Origin of the sequence: Thalassospira marina (assembly GCF_002844375.1) — a bacterium.
In the GTDB taxonomy this organism is placed as follows: Bacteria; Pseudomonadota; Alphaproteobacteria; order Rhodospirillales; family Thalassospiraceae; genus Thalassospira; species Thalassospira marina.
In genome coordinates this window covers 1,799,390-1,816,649 of record NZ_CP024199.1, presented here as the reverse complement: position 1 = coordinate 1,816,649, position 17,260 = coordinate 1,799,390, and the positions used below count along the sequence as shown (strand labels likewise).

15 protein-coding genes are annotated in these 17,260 nt (G+C 55.6%); 6 read left to right on the top strand and 9 right to left on the bottom strand.

Annotated elements, in window-relative coordinates; genetic code table 11:
- Nucleotides 1–57 precede the first annotated feature (57 nt).
- Nucleotides 58–558, top strand: a complete 501-nt coding sequence (locus CSC3H3_RS08285) for a MarR family winged helix-turn-helix transcriptional regulator (protein WP_101270961.1) — start codon at nucleotides 58–60, stop codon at nucleotides 556–558.
- Nucleotides 555–1,760: a glycosyltransferase family 4 protein gene (locus CSC3H3_RS08280; RefSeq protein WP_101284543.1), complete on the top strand. Its 1,206-nt coding sequence runs from the start codon at nucleotides 555–557 to the stop codon at nucleotides 1,758–1,760. Before CSC3H3_RS08285 ends, CSC3H3_RS08280 begins: the two co-directional genes overlap by 4 nt.
- Nucleotides 1,761–1,827: 67 nt before the next feature.
- Here the strand turns inward: CSC3H3_RS08280 and CSC3H3_RS08275 are convergent, their stop codons facing one another.
- Nucleotides 1,828–2,352 carry a M67 family metallopeptidase gene (locus CSC3H3_RS08275; RefSeq protein ID WP_101286161.1) on the bottom strand — a complete coding sequence of 175 codons (525 nt, stop codon included), beginning with the start codon at nucleotides 2,350–2,352 and terminating at the stop codon, nucleotides 1,828–1,830.
- 39 nt (nucleotides 2,353–2,391) lie between these two features.
- Nucleotides 2,392–2,787 (bottom strand): hypothetical protein, encoded by a 396-nt coding sequence (locus CSC3H3_RS08270; RefSeq protein WP_101270964.1) that lies wholly within the window; start codon nucleotides 2,785–2,787, stop codon nucleotides 2,392–2,394.
- A gap of 247 nt (nucleotides 2,788–3,034) precedes the next feature.
- On the opposite strand from CSC3H3_RS08270, the gene CSC3H3_RS08265 reads away from it, so the two are divergent.
- Nucleotides 3,035–4,048 (top strand): RluA family pseudouridine synthase, encoded by a 1,014-nt coding sequence (locus CSC3H3_RS08265; protein ID WP_101284542.1) that lies wholly within the window; start codon nucleotides 3,035–3,037, stop codon nucleotides 4,046–4,048.
- 110 nt (nucleotides 4,049–4,158) lie between these two features.
- Nucleotides 4,159–5,016: an RNA polymerase sigma factor RpoH gene (rpoH, locus tag CSC3H3_RS08260; RefSeq protein ID WP_101270967.1), complete on the top strand. Its 858-nt coding sequence runs from the start codon at nucleotides 4,159–4,161 to the stop codon at nucleotides 5,014–5,016.
- 383 nt (nucleotides 5,017–5,399) lie between these two features.
- On the opposite strand, the gene CSC3H3_RS08255 is transcribed toward rpoH, so the two are convergent.
- From CSC3H3_RS08255 to CSC3H3_RS08220, 7 genes are all read right to left on the bottom strand, one after another.
- Nucleotides 5,400–5,891 (bottom strand): hypothetical protein, encoded by a 492-nt coding sequence (locus tag CSC3H3_RS08255; protein WP_101284541.1) that lies wholly within the window; start codon nucleotides 5,889–5,891, stop codon nucleotides 5,400–5,402.
- A 9-nt stretch (nucleotides 5,892–5,900) separates the two neighbouring features.
- On the bottom strand, nucleotides 5,901–8,027 hold the full coding sequence (locus CSC3H3_RS08250) for a protein kinase family protein (RefSeq protein WP_101270971.1): 2,127 nt from the start codon (nucleotides 8,025–8,027) through the stop codon (nucleotides 5,901–5,903).
- A gap of 167 nt (nucleotides 8,028–8,194) precedes the next feature.
- Entirely contained in the window at nucleotides 8,195–9,490 is a 1,296-nt protein-coding gene (locus CSC3H3_RS08245; RefSeq protein ID WP_101270973.1) for an adenylosuccinate synthase, read from the bottom strand.
- A gap of 48 nt (nucleotides 9,491–9,538) precedes the next feature.
- Entirely contained in the window at nucleotides 9,539–10,705 is a 1,167-nt protein-coding gene (locus CSC3H3_RS08240; protein ID WP_101284540.1) for an ATP phosphoribosyltransferase regulatory subunit, read from the bottom strand.
- A 156-nt stretch (nucleotides 10,706–10,861) separates the two neighbouring features.
- Nucleotides 10,862–12,043: a phosphoserine transaminase gene (locus tag CSC3H3_RS08235; RefSeq protein WP_172963407.1), complete on the bottom strand. Its 1,182-nt coding sequence runs from the start codon at nucleotides 12,041–12,043 to the stop codon at nucleotides 10,862–10,864.
- Between the two features lie 293 nt (nucleotides 12,044–12,336).
- Nucleotides 12,337–14,208, bottom strand: a complete 1,872-nt coding sequence (locus tag CSC3H3_RS08225; RefSeq protein WP_101271132.1) for an SLC13 family permease — start codon at nucleotides 14,206–14,208, stop codon at nucleotides 12,337–12,339.
- Between the two features lie 256 nt (nucleotides 14,209–14,464).
- The gene (locus CSC3H3_RS08220; protein ID WP_101270977.1) at nucleotides 14,465–15,490 is read right to left on the bottom strand and encodes a LysR substrate-binding domain-containing protein; all 1,026 of its coding nucleotides are present in this window, start codon (nucleotides 15,488–15,490) and stop codon (nucleotides 14,465–14,467) included.
- Between the two features lie 131 nt (nucleotides 15,491–15,621).
- Here CSC3H3_RS08220 and CSC3H3_RS08215 point away from each other — a divergent pair, with 131 nt between their 5' ends.
- Together CSC3H3_RS08215 and CSC3H3_RS08210 are read left to right on the top strand one after the other, a co-directional pair.
- The gene (locus CSC3H3_RS08215; protein ID WP_101284538.1) at nucleotides 15,622–16,371 is read left to right on the top strand and encodes an SDR family NAD(P)-dependent oxidoreductase; all 750 of its coding nucleotides are present in this window, start codon (nucleotides 15,622–15,624) and stop codon (nucleotides 16,369–16,371) included.
- A 185-nt stretch (nucleotides 16,372–16,556) separates the two neighbouring features.
- The gene (locus CSC3H3_RS08210; RefSeq protein ID WP_101284537.1) at nucleotides 16,557–17,225 is read left to right on the top strand and encodes an SDR family NAD(P)-dependent oxidoreductase; all 669 of its coding nucleotides are present in this window, start codon (nucleotides 16,557–16,559) and stop codon (nucleotides 17,223–17,225) included.
- Nucleotides 17,226–17,260: the final 35 nt, after the last annotated feature.

Below are 17,260 nucleotides of genomic sequence, written 5' to 3'. Positions count from 1 at the left end.
CGGTAACAACCGGTCAAAGGCCACTGTATATTGGGACCAGATAACGGATCGAATGCCATGACCGTCACTCACCTTGAACTCGCAAACACTGTTGAACGAATCTATCGGCGGTTTGCCGATTTGCTGCGTGTCGATCTGATCAGGCTGGGGAATGATGACATCAGCCCGGCCCAGGTGGCGCTGCTGTTTAATATCGGCGATGATGAACTCTCAGTTCGTGATCTGCTCGATCGGGGGCATTATATGGGCTCGAATGCCTCATATAACCTCAAACAGCTTGTTGAATCGGGCTATATCGAACGTCAGGTAATGGCGCGCGACCGTCGATCTGCACGGATCAAACTGACCGAAAAGGGCCACGAACTTTGTGATGCCCTTCAGGAGTTTCACGAAGAATACCACGAAGCCCTTTCAAACGGCCGGGATGGCGAAGCGGAACTTGAAAATGCGCTTCATACCCTGCGCCGTCTGGAGGAATTCTGGACACAGACCCTGCGTTATGGCGGTGTCCCCGCCTCTGCCCCGATGATGACCAGCGAGGCACGCAACCGCCGATGAAAGTTGTCTTTGTCCATCGTCGTGGGCCGGGACAATTTGTACATCTTGCCTGTCACCTGGCCAATGCCGGGTGGCAGGTTTCCTTTCTTTGCGAAGGGATGAACGTAAAATTGCCCGGTGTGCGGGTTTTGCGGCATCGCTCGCCCGATGCCCTGCCTGCCCATGCAAAACCAGCCAGCCATATCAACCTGCATACCGAAGTCGGCCATCAGGCCGCCGATACGCTTGCATCGCTGGTGGCGCAGGAAGGCAAACCCGATATCGTTTTTGGCCATATCGGCTGGGGCAGCATGATGTTTGCCCGCGATGTTTTACCTGATACCCCGCTTTTGGGGTATTGCGAGCATTTCTACCATGCCAGTGGCCGTGATGTGGGGTTTGACCCGCAGGAACAGGTATCGCTTAACCAGCGTAAACAGCTTCGACTGCGCAATAGCAGCCAGCTTTTAACCCTTGAACAGATCGATGCCGGCATCAGCCCGACCCAGTGGCAGAAAGCCGCCTATCCAAAGTTTTTACGCAGCAAAATTGGCGTGTGCCACGATGGCATCGACATGCAGCGCTGCCGCCCGGATGCCAATGTGAAATTCACATTGCCCGACGGCCGCGTGATTGACCGCACCACACCGGTTGTGACCTATGTCGCGCGTGACCTTGAACCCTATCGCGGGTTTCCCCAATTCATGCGTGCCGCCGCCAAAGTGTCGCAAAATCACCCCGATGCCCTGTTTCTGGTGGCCGGTGGTGATGGTGTCAGCTATGGCGCACCCGCCCCTGACGGGCGGCCCTGGCGCGAAATCATGATGGAAGAAACGGGTATTGACCCATCACGCATCGTTTTTTTGGGCCAAATCCCGCATGAGCAGCTTGTGACACTGTTTCAGGTCAGCCGGGTGCATATTTACCTGACCTTCCCGTTTGTACTGTCCTGGTCAGTACTGGAAGCCATGGCCTGCGGAACGCTTGTGATCGGGTCTAAAACCGGGCCGGTCGAGGAAATCATCCATCATGGTAAAAACGGCCTGCTGACCGATTTCTGGGACCCGGAACTGCTGGCAAACCAGATTGGCGATGTTCTGACCCATCCCCAGCGTTACGAAGCCCTGCGCCAGCTAGGCCGGCAGGTGGTTGGCAAACGTTATAATCTTGAACATTGCCTTGCCCGCCAGACTGGCGCGCTGGAGCGGCTGGCTGCCGGTTAATCCCCCTCCCGTCGCAATGAAGGTAAGCACCCCATAAAAAATGGCCCGCAATCACGGGCCGTTTTGCTTACCGGGCAATGTCATCCGGGTCCACCCGGCAATCAAGTGTTTGGAAATACCGTGCTGCCAGGTCGTTATCGATTACTGGCATACGCTGATATATCGCCCAATCGCGCACACCTTCGGTAACGCTTCCGGCGATCAGCCATAAAAAACCGGCCTGTTCGGCACGTTGCAGGTCGGTGCGGGATGGCAGCACATGGCCATTCGGGTGCGAATGGTAACAGCCCATAATTTCCTCGCCACTTTCCCGCACGGCACGGTGCGTGCGCAAAAGCAGGCCCGGATCAATTTCAAAGGTCATGGTGGGATCATCGGCAACATTGGCCGCCACCACACAGCGCGATATGCGTATTTCATAGGGGCGTGAGGCAAATGAAGGTTCGCCTGCCTTCTTGTTCGCCCCCAAACCTGCATCCACATCACGCGGGCCAATCAAAAGCCCACAGCATTCCATTGGCCAGCTTTGCGCCGCATGGTCGAGAATTTCATCAAGAACCGGCTTTGCAATGGTGATTTGTGTATCCGCCATATCCATCACCCTGCCCAAAGGCATGTTTGGGTTTTGCGATCAGTTCGGCTTCATCAGCAGGATTTGGCCCAGAACACTTTTATCGGTCATGGAAACAACCACAATCCGCGCGCCCTTTGGCCCGGTCAGGTGCAAAAAGGCCCGGTCACCATCAACCTTGAAAGAAAGCAGGGTTTCATCGGCGGCCAGGTCCACATTGATGGTGCCAAAGGGCTCATCAAGGGGTTCTTCATATTCGCTGTCTGTTGAAAGCGGCGTACCGGCATTATCCATTCCATCGGAAATGGGCGGTTCGGGTTGTACCGTCATGGTCTGGGTTGCGGCATTTTCCGCCTGCTTTGCCGCCTTGTCGCGCTGCAGGCCATAGACGACCAGCGCAATGCCAATCAGGATCAACACTGCCATTACAGCCACAAGAATTTTAATAACGCGCATTTTCTTTCCGCAAACTGCCCAAGGGTAAAACCTGCTTTCTGCAGGGATGCCCATTATGAAGCCAACGCCCTGCCAGAGTGAAGCCCCGAATAAACACATATCCCCCCTGAATGCACGGGAATTGCAAAAGGCGGTTTTTCCGCTATGTTGCGCCAGCCTGACTGGCAAGGAAGGTGCAAGCTGCTAAGATGGCGCAGTTTTGCCGCCCTGCCCCGTTTCCGTTCCTTCTTGATGAAATTGCAGTTCCATGTCCGACCATTCCACGCCCGACCCGCTTGCTGATGAAAATGGCCTGGTTTATGTCACCCAGCCTGAAGATGCCGGGGAACGCCTGGATCGTGTCCTTGCCAAGGCATGGCCGCAGGAATCGCGCTCACGCTTAAAAGCGCTGATTACCGAAGGGCACCTGCTTGTTGATGGCGTGATCAAAGACAGCGTTTCAACCAAGGTGCGCGCCGGGCAAACCATGGAACTGCAAATTCCGCCCGCCGAACCCGCCACCCCCGAAGCCGAAACCATCGCGCTTGATGTGCTTTATGAAGATGACGACCTTCTGGTGATCAACAAGCCAGCGGGCATGGTGGTGCATCCTGCCGCTGGCAATGAAAGTGGTACGCTGGTTAATGCCCTTTTGGCCCATTGCGGTGACAGCCTGTCGGGTATTGGCGGTGTCAAGCGGCCAGGTATCGTGCATCGCCTTGATAAGGATACCAGCGGGGCGATGGTTGTTGCCAAAAACGACATGGCCCACCGTGCGCTTTCCAAGCTGTTTGCCGAGGATAAGGAAAATATCGAACGCACCTATATTGCGATTGTGTGGGGCTGCCCCTCCCCGGCGGAGGGTAAAATCTCGGGCAATATTGGCCGCAGCCCGCGGAATCGCAAGAAAATGGCGGTTCTGGCCTCGGGGGGTAAACCTGCCCTTACTTACTATAGCGTGATAGAAAAACGGCCCGACTCGTTAGCGTCAGTTATTAAATGCAAGCTTGCGACCGGTCGCACACACCAAATACGGGTGCATATGGCCCATGTCGGGCATTCACTTGTCTGTGATCCAGTTTACAGCAAGTCACGTTCGGTCAGGCACCTTAACCAGACGTCCCAGGCCGTTCTTTCCGCCTTCGGAAAACAGGCGCTACACGCGCAAACTCTTGGCTTTGCGCACCCTAGAACAGGTAACTTTATTACCTTTTCCGCCCCCATGCCCGAGGACCTGAAGGCCGTCTACACCGCCCTGAACCTATCCTTTAGTTGTATGTAGTCTATACTTACTTATTATTTTTATATTGACGCTTCCTAATACCTCTGTATACCCTGCAATCAGTGCTAGGGGATTTATGCACTGTTCCACAAGCGCATTGGGAGGCACCAATGAAACAGGGTAATGCAGCAGTATTGACGATTTCTCCGGATGGTCTGACCGGCTATCTTCAGCGTATTCGTCGCTATCCGATGTTGGCACCCGACGTCGAAACCGCCCTCGCAGAACGTTATCGTGACCACGAAGACGAAAAGGCAGCAGAAAAGCTGATCACCAGCCACCTGCGTCTCGTTGCAAAAATTGCAATGTCCTATCGCGGCTACGGCTTGCCGATCAACGAACTGATCTCGGAAGGCAATATCGGCCTTTTGCAGTCCGTCCGGCGCTTTGATCCCGACAAAGGCTTCCGCCTTGCAACCTATGCCATGTGGTGGATCCGCGCCGCCATCCAGGAATATATTCTGCATTCCTGGTCGCTGGTTAAGATCGGCACCACGGCAGCCCAGAAAAAACTGTTCTTCAACCTGCGCAAGCTGAAAAGCCAGATGCAGGCCATTGAAGAAGGCGACATGACGCCCGAACAGGTCGAAACCATTGCCGAAAAACTGAATGTTTCGGAAGAAGACGTCGTCATGATGAACCGTCGCCTTTCCGGCCCGGATCATTCGCTCAATGCTCCGGTACGTGTTGAAGGCGAAGGCGAATGGGTTGACTGGCTGGAAAGCGAAGAAGACAACCAGGAAGTTCGCCTGGGTCGCCGCGAAGAATTTGTTCAGCGCATGAATATGCTGAAATCCGCGATGTCTGGCCTTAATGACCGTGAACGCGACATTCTGACCCAGCGTCGCCTGTATGAAACCCCGGTTACGCTTGAAAACCTCAGCATGACCTACGGCATTTCGCGTGAACGCATCCGCCAGATCGAAGTACGCGCCTTTGAAAAAATCTGCCAGCGCATGCACAACTAAGCGCATCACAACCCCGGCTAGCAAGTTTATCCCGTTTCTTGCCAGCCCAAAAAGAACGGTCATCAGGCCGTTCTTTTTGTTTGTTAATTTGCCTTTACCAACATGGATCAACCCACACGCGGATCAATCATCTCCGCCCTGCCCGCCGTCGCGGGATAATGCCTTCAATTCAATATTTGGGATGCTGATCCGGGTGTTAATCCGGTAATGGCCTGCATGTGGAAAATACCGAATACTTGAAGCAAGCAAGTAAAAGCGCCCGTTCAATGCTTGCGGCACTTTCTCCCCGATAGGGCAAGCCCCCCACCACCTCTGGCCAGGCGCAAGGACTGCCCGCACTCTTTTGAACGCGGCTAAACTGCAAACAGCCAAAAAACAGCCGATTAACGGCTGCCCTTTTCAATTTCGGAAATCAGGTTTTCCCCCCAAACCTTGATCAGGTCACGCTGTTGTTCGCGTAACTCAACCGTGCGGCGTTGTGCCGTCAGGTTCAGGACATTGGCAACAATCGGCGGCATGGCAAGATACATCAGCCAGCCCAACCCCGCTGCGCCATACATGATGACCATCGTCATCGGGTCCAGCAGTTGCTGGGTTGCCATGGAAACGCTTTGCCCGCCATCACGCCAAAGTTCCATCACATAGGGTGCGACACCGGAAAAATTAAGCCCGAAAACACACCGCGCCAGATACCGCCCCCGGTGCCGGTCCAGGAAAAACGCCAGGACAGACGGGATCAACCCGGCGACCAGCGTAATAAAGGTGGGTAATGCCACCATAAACAGCAGCACCCCCATCACCAGAATTGCCAGAAAGGACAATCCACCGGATTTTTTCCCGCCGCTTTTGGGGGCTTTGTCTTTTTTCTTTGCCATGTTGCCCCCTTACCAGACCGTCATCATGAACAAAGCCGATACCGTCAGCAGCGCAATCATGGTCGAGGCAAATGATGCCACCTGACGGCCAATCTGTTCGGCCAGTATCATGCGCGCCGGGCCAGAAGATTCCAGATCGAACACCTCGCTATCGGCTGCTGAATATTCCTCGACAGCGGAAATGAATTCGTCCTGGTCCTTGCGACGTTCTTTTTCATCATTGATCAGGTTGTAAAGCTCGACCAGATTACCGCGTTTTGCCAGCTTGGGAATTTCGCGTTCCACCTTTTCACGGCGTTCGCGGCTATGGAAAACCTTGGTGGCCGGTTCCATCAAACGTGCAACCCACAGGCCCAGATGCGGCAGGCTATCGGGGCCGTGCCGCCACTGCACAAGTGCCAGCAAACTGATGATCGACCGGCTGAATTCCACCTCGTCACCCGGGTTTTGCAGGGCGGTTAATTGCGGTTCGGTGTCATCCTGCAGGCGCACAGCAATAAAGGCGGCAATATGCCGGTCAACCGGCCAGCTGCTGTGCGGTGTTACCGATGCAACCTTTTCCAGCGCAGGCAAAAGCTGTGCGATGTGAATGACATATTCATTTTCGACAAGCGGGCTAAGGCAATGCTGGTTTTTTACCAGCGCATAAAGGCAGCGTTCATAGCCATAGCCCATACTTTGCTGCTGCATGTAATAGCGCAGACCCTTATAGACCTGCTGCTGCGACTGAATTTCGGGGCGAAAGCCAGTAATGCGCGAAAACCAGAAAGTCGGCAGGTCGCGAACCACCACCTCGGAAAAGGCCTGCGCGCCTTTGCCATGTTGCACATCATAGGACAGCATCGGCCCCAAACCATCGAGCATGGCCGAGAAATTTTTGTGTCGAACAGGCCCGTTAGGGTCAAGAATGGCGATCCCGCGTGAAATCAGCACATCTTCGGCGGTACGTTTATCGCTGCCCGACCATGCCATTTGCCGCATGGCTTCGGACATCGCCTTGGACCGGTCAGCATCATTCAAACCACGTCGCAGCCAGACTTCGACAACGCCGTCACGCAACGGTGCCAGCGACGCCACCCAGTTGGTAAAAACACCATTGGCAAGGCCGCGTGCGGTATAATAATCGCGCCCGCCAATATTTTGCGCGCGTGCCGCCCGACGTTCACTATTGCCCTGCACCGGTTTCACCCGGCGGCCATCCAGCCAGCTGTTAAGCTCGGACAGGCCCCAGCGTTCCTCGAAATCATCGCATAACAGGCCGCGGATCGGCTCGATCAAGGTCAGGGGCAGTTTTTCATGCGCGGCCAGCGTCTGGAACGAACCGCGCGCCAGCTTCATTTCGACAATTTCCTTGTCGGAAAATTTCGCAAGTGGCGTATGCCCGATGCCTAGCGCGGCAATGGTAATGCCCAGCGCATACATATCATCAGACAGCGCCCCTGCCCCGCGGCCGGCCGGTTCGGCAGACATACGGTCAATCGGTTCGTAAACGATGGGTTGCGCAAAACCTGCCGGGCAGGATGCGCAGTCACCCGCCACAACACTGGCGCGTTTTTCATCGGAGAAATAAAGGTTATCGGCACGAATATTTCGATGGGCCAGGTTTTTATCGGAAAGCACCGTCAAAATATTGATCAGCGGTACAATCACCGTTGCTGGCAAGTCATGTTCGTCAATAACAGCCTTTTTGCCGCCCTCGGTAAAGACCTTGCTGCCGCCCGGTTTGGAATAAAAACACACAATCGTACTACGATCGAGCGGCGGCCAATGCACGATTTCATAATCCAGCAGGTCCAGCTGGCCGCCAATGCGCATACCCGAAAGTACACGCAACAATTCGGAACGGGTCGGCAAAGTCGGATCGGTGACCAACGCATAAATGGCCCCATCGTCGCGTTTGATGCCTTCGGCAACAAAAGCCTGCGACGGACCACAGTCAAATTCCGGCAGTCTCAGATCGGGGAATATCCGGAAATTACCAACATCGACATGCCTGCTGCCCCCGGTTTTGGGCGGCGGCGCATCTGATGGTGGTGCTTTCTGGTCATCCTGACCATGTCCCGCGACATCATCATCCATCTCGCCTTCCGGCCGGGATGATGCGTCTTCGGGCTGCATCTTTGCGTTATCAGCCATCGAACCCGCAGTTTAAATGTTCATGAACCCATAAACGATACTTCTGTTGCCCGTTACGGGCAAGACGTTATCGACAGAGGTCAAGAACGTCATCTATCCGATTGGGTTTAAACACAAAAAACCGCCCGACGAAGCGGACGGTTTTTTGCATAAAATATCAGATCACATTATGCGCTGAACGGGTCGTGAACCAGAATGGTATCATCACGTTCCGGGCTGGTTGACAGCAGGGCAACCGGTGCCTCGATCAGTTCTTCGATGCGACGCACATATTTGATTGCACTGGCTGGCAGATCAGCCCAGCTACGTGCGCCCATGGTGGTTTCCGACCAGCCAGGAATGGTTTCATAAACCGGTTTGGCTTTGGCCTGCAGGCGCTGGTTGGCTGGCAGGTGATCGTAAATTTCGCCATCAATGTCATAGCCGGTGCAGATTTTGATTTCATCAAAACCATCAAGCACGTCAAGCTTGGTCAGCGCGATGCCGTGAATACCGTTAACCTTGACCGACTGGCGGACAAGGGCGGCATCAAACCAGCCACAACGGCGTTTACGGCCGGTAACCACGCCAAATTCATGGCCGCGTTCGCCCAGGCGTTCGCCGTCGGCATCAAACAGTTCGGACGGGAAAGGACCTTCGCCAACGCGGGTGGTGTATGCCTTGGTGATACCCAGAACATAGCCAACGCCAGACGGGCCGATGCCCGAACCGCCAGCAGCCGAACCCGAAATGGTATTCGACGAGGTCACGAACGGATATGTACCATGGTCGATATCAAGCATGGTGCCCTGCGCGCCTTCAAACAGGATGCGCTTGCCGGCTTCCTTGATCTGGTTCAGCGATTTCCACACGGTATCGGCGAACGGCAGGATCTTCGGTGCGATTTCCTTAAGCTGTGCCAGCAGTTCGGCACCGTCCACTTCCGGCTGGCCAAGGCCGCGCAGAAGGGCATTGTGGTGCGTCAGCAGGTTTTCAACCTTTGCTGCCAGCAGTTCTTCGTCGGCAAGATCACCCACGCGAATGGCGCGGCGACCAACGCGGTCTTCATATGCCGGGCCGATACCACGACCGGTGGTGCCGATTTTGTTATTGCCGGTGGCGGCTGCTTCGCGGGCCTTGTCCAGGTTGCCATGCAATGGCAGGATCAGGCAGGCATTTTCAGCAACACGCAGGTTTTCAGGCGTAATGGTAACGCCCTGTTCCTGCAGGCGCGAAATTTCGGCCAGCAATGCCCACGGGTCAACCACAACGCCATTGCCGATAACCGACAGTTTCTTGTCGCGCACGATACCTGACGGCAGCAGGCTCAGCTTATAAACCTTGCCGTCAATTACCAGCGTATGACCGGCATTGTGACCACCCTGAAAACGAACGACAACATCGGCACGTTCTGACAGCCAGTCAACGATCTTGCCTTTACCTTCGTCCCCCCACTGGGAACCGATCACGGCAACATTGGTCATCGCAAAACTCCTTGAGCGATAAAAAACGGCTTTTCCTGACGGAAAAACCTACGCGTCCAGCGGTTCGACCCGCCCATCAAGATAAATAAAATCACAGCCCATCCGCGCAGCTTCCTTGCGTGCGGCATCGGCGGTTTTGGCTTCGGCGGCCCCTTCAAGGGCCGCAATGGTAACATGGCCGTCACGGCGCAATTTACGCGCTTCGTGCTGGGCAACGCCCAATGGCAGGTAAACCCGCGGTTTTGCACTGGGGCTTTCAAGGCCGCGCAAAACCGTATCCATGAATAATGACATGCCCGTTGCGGCTTCGCCACTGGCACCACCGGCGCGATAACGGCCGCCGCGCCCCAGTTCACCACGTACATGTTTGCCAAAAATGGTAAAGCTGACACCGGTCTGATACCGGAAACCGGCCATTTCAACCGGGTCCACCGTCAGGGCGGCATCAAGGTCGGAGGCCAGGATACGTTCTGCCACCTCAACCAGGCGGTGCAAATCCTCGGATGCACCCATCGGCAGCTCAAGGCGCTTCAGACGCGGTAGTGCGGTGCTGGCGGGGCCTGCGGCCTCCAGCAAAGTAACAAGAACATCGGTAACCGGGCCACTGGCAGCCTTGATCGCGGCAACGTCGCGACGCTCAAGGGCTTCGGTCAATTTTTCGCGGTCATCGGGGGCAACGGAAAAGGCTTCGAACAGGCGCGTCGGCAAGGTCGGCAAATTCAGATCAACCGAAACATCCGGCAGGCCGACATTTTCAAGTGCCTCAAGGGCCAGCAAAACAATTTCGGTATCGGCAGCAGCACTGGAAACGCCAATCAGTTCAGCGCCAACCTGGGCGAACTGGCGTTCCGGGCGAAGCTGGGTACCCTGAATGCGCAACACATCACCCGAATAGGCCAGGCGCAAGGGGCGCGGGTCATCTTTCAGGCGGGTGGCGGCAATACGGCCAACCTGCGGCGTCATGTCGGACCGCACACCCATCATACGGTGCGATACCGGGTCCATCAGACGAAAGGTCTGTTTTGCAAGTTCGGGGGCTGCGCCTTCCAGAAGGCTTTCTTCAAATTCGACCAGCGGTGTTTTTACGCGGTCATAGCCAGCCAGGGCGAAACTCGCCATCAGCTTTTCGCGGATTTCAGCTTCCTGGGCAGCAACCACCGGCAGGACATCCTGCAAGCCGGCGGGAAGAAGGGCTTTCCTGGCGAGTTCGGTCATGTGTTCAGACTTTCCGGACTGTGCGTGCAATTTCAGGCAGGGTTTAGGGTTCGCATGCGTCCTGCCCTGTGCATCCGGTAGCGGTTACTACCGCGTTGTGAGGCACAGGGCAACGGGAAAACCCGAAAAACGCAAATATTATCGCAATCCCTGTAATCAGCGATCGGCGATTTCGGCCTTGGCAACGGCATATGCCCAGTCAAGCCAAGGCAGCAACGCATTGATATCGCTGGATTCTACGGTCGCACCACCCCAAATTCGCAGGCCGGGAGGCGCATCGCGGTAACCATTGATGTCATAGGCAACTTTTTCGCCATCCAGCAGTTGCGAGATGCGTTTTGGCAGGCTTGCCTGAATCTTTGCATCCTGCGCCAGCGCCCACGGATCGACGATTTTGATGCACATTGACGTGTTCGATGCCGTTTCCGGCTTTTCGGCCAGATCGGCTGCCCAATCGCTTTTGGCAAGCCATTCATCAAGCAAACGGCGATTTTCGCGGGTACGCGACAGCAAACCGGCAAGGCCGCCAATTTCCTCGGCCCATTTCAGGGCATCAATCGCATCCTCAACCACCAGCATCGACGGGGTATTGATGGTTTCACCCCGGAAAATACCGTCAATCAGCTTGCCGCCCTTGGTCATGCGGAAGATTTTCGGCATCGGCCAGGCCGGAACATGGCTTTCAAGACGTTCAACGGCACGCGGGCTCAAGATGATGACACCATGGCCACCCTCGCCGCCCAGTACTTTCTGCCAGCTATAGGTCACAACGTCGAGTTTGTCCCACGGCAGTTCCATGGCAAAAATGGCCGATGTCGCATCACAGAAGGTCAGGCCCTTGCGGTCATCGGCGATCCAGTCGCCATTCGGAACACGCACACCGGCGGTCGTCCCGTTCCAGGTGAAAACCACGTCACGGTCAAAATCAACCTGTGCCAGATCGGGCAGCTTGCCGTAATCGGCCTCGAAGACGCGAACATCATCAAGTTTCAACTGCTTGAGAACGTCAGTCACCCAGGTTGAACCAAAGCTTTCCCAAGCCAGCATATCGACACCGCGCGCGCCCAGCATCGACCACAGCGCCATTTCAACAGCACCGGTATCGGATGCCGGAACCACACCAACAAGGTACCCTTCGGGCAGGTTCAAAATGGCATGGGTGCGATCAATGGCTTCTTCCAGGCGTGCCTTGCCCAGCGGAGATCGATGCGAACGCCCCAGAACCTCGGTTTCCAGCGCATCTGCAGACCAGCCCGGACGTTTTTTACACGGACCCGACGAAAAATTGGCACTTGCAGGACGGTTGGCAGGCTTTGGAAAATTGGCAATATCGACCATGGGGCTGTTCCTGATCACACAGAAAAACACCGCAGAACCGGGAAATCCGGCACATATTTGCGGCACATTGATAAGCGAAGCGCGATCCTATTGCCTTGATGGCAAAAGTCAAACGCGTTCGGCGCAAGGGTTAATGCCGATTTGGGCATGCCAGCGCACAAAGGTTTCAATGAAAACCGCAACATAGGGGGTTTTGCTGCCGTTTTCCAAACCCACCATCAGGACCACAAAAACGAAAAAGCCGGCTACGCAAGGCGCACCGGCTTTATTCGCAATCAAAACAGGCAAAGCCCCTAGAAGGAAAGCCCGTAATACCACGGGGCAAACAGGCTGAATGCCACCCACAAAAGCAGGATCAGCGGTGTGCCCGACTTCAGGAAGTCAACAAAGCGATAATGCCCTGGCCCCATCACCAGAAGGTTGGTTTGGTAGCCAACCGGTGATGCAAACGAACAGTTCGCCGCCATGACCACCGCAATGGCAAAAATATGCGGCGGCACATCAAGCTGCTGGGCCATGCCAATGCCAATCGGCGTAAACAGAACCGCACAGGCATTGTTGGACAGAACGTTGGTGAAACATGCCACCATCAGGAAAAAGACCGACAAAATCACCGGTGCCGGTGCCCCATGCAGGGCGGTTAGCAACACATCGGCCACATAGGATGCCCCGCCGGTAAGCTGCAGGGCATTGCCAAGAGCCAGGGCCGCGGCCACCAGCAACACAATTTTGCGGTCAATCGCCCGCGATGCCTGGCGCATATTAAGCGCGCCCGACCCGATCATAAGCCCCGCCCCGATGAAGCTGGACACCATGATCGGCACAACGCCCGTTGCCGCAAGGCCGATAACCCCCAAAAAGATGAAGGCAGCCCGGCGGGCATGGAACGGGCGCGGCAAGGCACGGGTGGACCATTCCAGCAACACCACATCACGGATGGTACGCAGGGCCTCAACATCCTCGGACCGGCCCTGAACCAGCAGAACGTCACCCGCTTCAAGGCGGATTTCCGTCATCTGCGTACGGATCATGCGCGAACGACGCTGAATGCCCAAAACAAGGCATTTATACTGATAGCGAAACCCGATCTGCTCCAGGTTAAAGCCAATCAGGCGTGAACCGGGCGGCAGCATGACTTCGGCCAGAAGCTGGGTCGATTTGTTTTCACTATTATCGCTGCCATCATGCACGGCGGCGGCTTCGGCATGGATCAGGCCGGGGTCTTTTTGCAGGGCCTCGGTCAGGGCCTTGCGGGTGGCAGCAACCACCAGCACATCACCCGGCTGAATTTCCATATGTTCGTCAAATGGCGGCAGATCGGCATGTTCACGGCGCACAATCATCTGGATTGTGACATTGGGCAGGTTTTTGAAAAACCCGGCCACCGGTTTGGTGCCAATCATTTTGGATGCCGGGCCCACCGTGATCTGGGCAATGAACTGCTTACCGCTGCCATCGGGCTGGGTCAAACGGCTGCGCATGGAGGCCAGTGCCGGCAACAGGCGCGGTGCCACCAACAGCACATAGACAAAGCCGGTCAGGGCAAGAACGCCGCCAACAACGGTAAATTCAAAAAATTCCAGCGGATCCATGCCCAGTTCGATCAGCGAACTGGAAACCAGAAGGTTGGTCGAAGACCCGATCAACGTGGTCATACCGCCCAGGATCGCCACGAAAGATAGCGGGATCATCAAAGAACTGGGGGATCGCTGAATACGTTCGGCCAGTGCCTGAATGATGGGAATGAAAATAACCACCACCGGCGTATTGTTCAGAAATGCCGATAACAGCATCACCACAAACAGGCCAACAAATATCGCCAACGAGGCGTTTTTGCCGCCATGTTCCGTAATCAGCCCGGCGATATAACTGACCCCGCCAGTTAAAACCAGCGCCTGCCCTACCACCAGCAAAGCAAGAACCGTCAGCAAGGCCGGGTTGGCAAAACCCGACATGATGGTGTCGGGCCCCAGAAGGTTGTCACCATCGCTGTTATTAAGCGGGAAAATGTTAAAGAACAGCAGCAGAACCGCGATGATCGCCATCGACGTCATTTCAAGCGAGATGCGTTCCCAGCCGTAAAGCACGAGTGAACCCGCGACCAGCGCAAGCACAACCCACATCTGCAACGGTGTCGCACTACTGGCGACGACATTGTCTAGCACGTTGAATTTCCCCTGTCGCAAATCGCCTTTTACAACCCGCAGGGCGGGCCGATGCCCCGCCTTATCGGGGGCATCTTGCATTTAATCACTATTACTTAGCCGAAAGCCCGGGCCGTCGGTCAATAAAAATCGCGCTGCGGCAATCTGGTATGGCGTGACTTTCACGGGCAAGTCTGCCCGCACAAAAACGCTCTGACAATCGCATAAACGATAGCGTCAGAGCGTTTCGGGCATTACTGCCATGCCAATTTGGCAATCAGGCGTCGACCAGTTTTTTGGTTTCCCGCGCAGGCATATTTTGCGCCAGGCTTTCTTCGATCGCGCCTTCACGGCAAATATAATGCGGGCACAGGCGTTCCAGGGCCTCGTCGCATTCCCAAAGGGTGCGTTCCCGGGCGCGATCGGTCAAATGATCGATCAGGGCGCGCACGGCTGGCGGCAAACCACGCCGCGCCTTGAACAGAATATGCACAATGCCGCCAACAGCCCGCCATTCCGGCAAAACCTGCACCAGGCGGCCTGCCTGAATGGCGTGATGGGTGCTAAAACGTGGCAACAGCGCAATACCCTGCCCGCGCAATGCATATTGGCGGATCATGGAAATATCGCTGGTCGCCAGACGCGGCATAACTTCAAGCATTCGCGTATCATCATTCGGGCCAACAAGCTGCCAGCGAATGGTGTCGGCATCCTCGCCCTTGATGCTGAGCGTCGGGAAACGGTTGATATCATCGACCGTGAAACCCGGCCCCAGTTTTTCCATCAATGTCGGGCTGGCAACCATGATGGCATCGGCAAGGCCAAGCGTTTTGACAATCAGGGTCGCGTCGCTATCAAGCGAATCGCGAACACGGAACGCCACATCCACACGATCTTCAATCAGATCAACGCGACGGTTGGTTGCCATGATGCGCAATTGCACCTTGGGGAATTTTTCGCTGAAATCTGCCAGTACTTCCGCCAGTGCGGTTTCAAGCATCGCTGGTGGCACACTGATGCGCACCACCCCCTGCTCAACGCCTTTTGCTTCCGCAACAATTGCCTCGGCCTCTTCGGCTTCGGTCAAAATATTTGCGCAACGATCGTAAAATGCCTGGCCCAGTTCCGTAACCCGGAAGCGGCGGCTTGATCTTTCGATTAGCTTGACACCCAGCCGCTCTTCGAGTTGAGCTACGCGCCGGCTAAGTTTTGACTTTGGCTGGTTCAGTGCGCGGCCAGCCGGGGCAAAGCCACCATGCGACACCACCTGCGCAAAGTAAAAAAGATCATTCAAGTCCTGCATGACTGACCTCATTGTTCCATATGTTGAACGCAGAGTGCCGCAAAAAGGGACTACTGTCCACATCTTACAGAATCTAAATTCTGGTCCATCGTCGATAATTCGGTCCTTTTTCACATCCAGCCGGAGCCACCATGAGTAAACTTCTAAGCGGCAAAGTCGCCCTGGTTACAGGGGGATCGTTCGGCATTGGCGCGGCCACCGCGCGCATGCTGGCTGAACAGGGCGCAAACATTGCCATTGGCTATGTCTGCGACCGTCAGATTGCCCGGGAAATGATCAAGGAACTTCAGGGCCTGAAAGTCGAGGCGAAATCCTTTGAGGCCGACCCTGCCGACACCCTGCAGGTCAATGCGATGGTGCAAACCGCCGTGGCGCATTTCGGCCGCCTGGACATTCTGGTGAATGCGGCATCCATTGCCGTTTGCGGCCAGGTGGACAACCCAGACGCCGACATGCAGGGCATCAAACGCCAGCAGGCTGTCAATTTTTGTGCAACCGCATCCACCATTCGCACCGCCGCACCCCTGATGCGCGAAGGCGGGCGGATCATTACACTTGGCTCATGTCTGTGCACCCATGCAGGCACCAGCGGCCTTGCCGATTTTACCGCCACACAGGCCGCAATGGTGGGCTTTACCCGTGGAGCCGCACGTGACCTGGGCCCGCGCAATATCACCGTGAATGTGGTTCAGTCCGGCTTTGTGAATGACGAGCTGATGGACCCGCTTGCGAAATACCCGACACCCTACAAAACCGCCGTGCCGCTTGGCCGCCCGGCCATGCCCGAAGAAGTCGCCGCTGCCATTGCATTTCTTGCCAGCCCGGCGGCATCCTATATCACCGGTACGGTGATCAATGTCGATGGCGGTTACAACGCCTGATCATTCGTTATCACCTGATATCGCCACATTATCTTACCCCTGCCTGCTCCCTCCTTCATCCGGTTTTGATCTTTGCATCGTTCCATACAACGAACGCTAGGTCGTAAGATCGGGGACTACTGCCCGGCCGTTTTCGCCGTTATGGTTTATTCATACAGTGAAAACCCCTCGTTAGGAGAACGGCCATGAACAAACCCTTGGCAGGCAAAATTGCCATCGTTACCGACGGCCATTATGGAATTGGCGCCTTAAGCGCCCAAACCCTGGCAGACCAGGGTGCCGATGTGATCATCAGCCATCCGAAAAACGCCTGGAATGCAGCAGGCATTGTTACCGGCCTTGAAGCACGCGGCGTTAATGCCCGGGCCTATGCCATCAATTGCGACCGTGTTTCAGGCATCAAGGCGCTTGTTTCGCGGGTGATCGACGATTTCGGCCAGGTTGATATTCTGGTTACCAACAATGTTTCGTTTGTCCTGCAGGATGACGAACGCCTATACAGCAAAGCCGCCATTGATGCGATTGCCCCGGTCATTCGCGATGGCGGGCGCATCATCACCATTGGCAATTCGGCCGCACAGGCGAAAACACGGGCCATTGCCAGCAGCCCCAAACCCGCCGCCCTGCATGATTTGATCACGCATAGCGCAAAATCGCTACATGACCGGCATGTTACGGTGAACCGCCTGCAATCGAACTTTTTAGATCGCAGCAATTTAACCGCTTCTTTTGGCAATACGTCGCTTTTGGGCGATATCACCAGTGGCCTGTCCTTTCTGGCCGGGCCGGATGCCGATTTTATTACCGGCACCACCTTTAATTTCAACGATCACACAATCCGTCATGCCGCCTGAAAAACAACAACCCGCCAATTTCAATAATTGGCGGG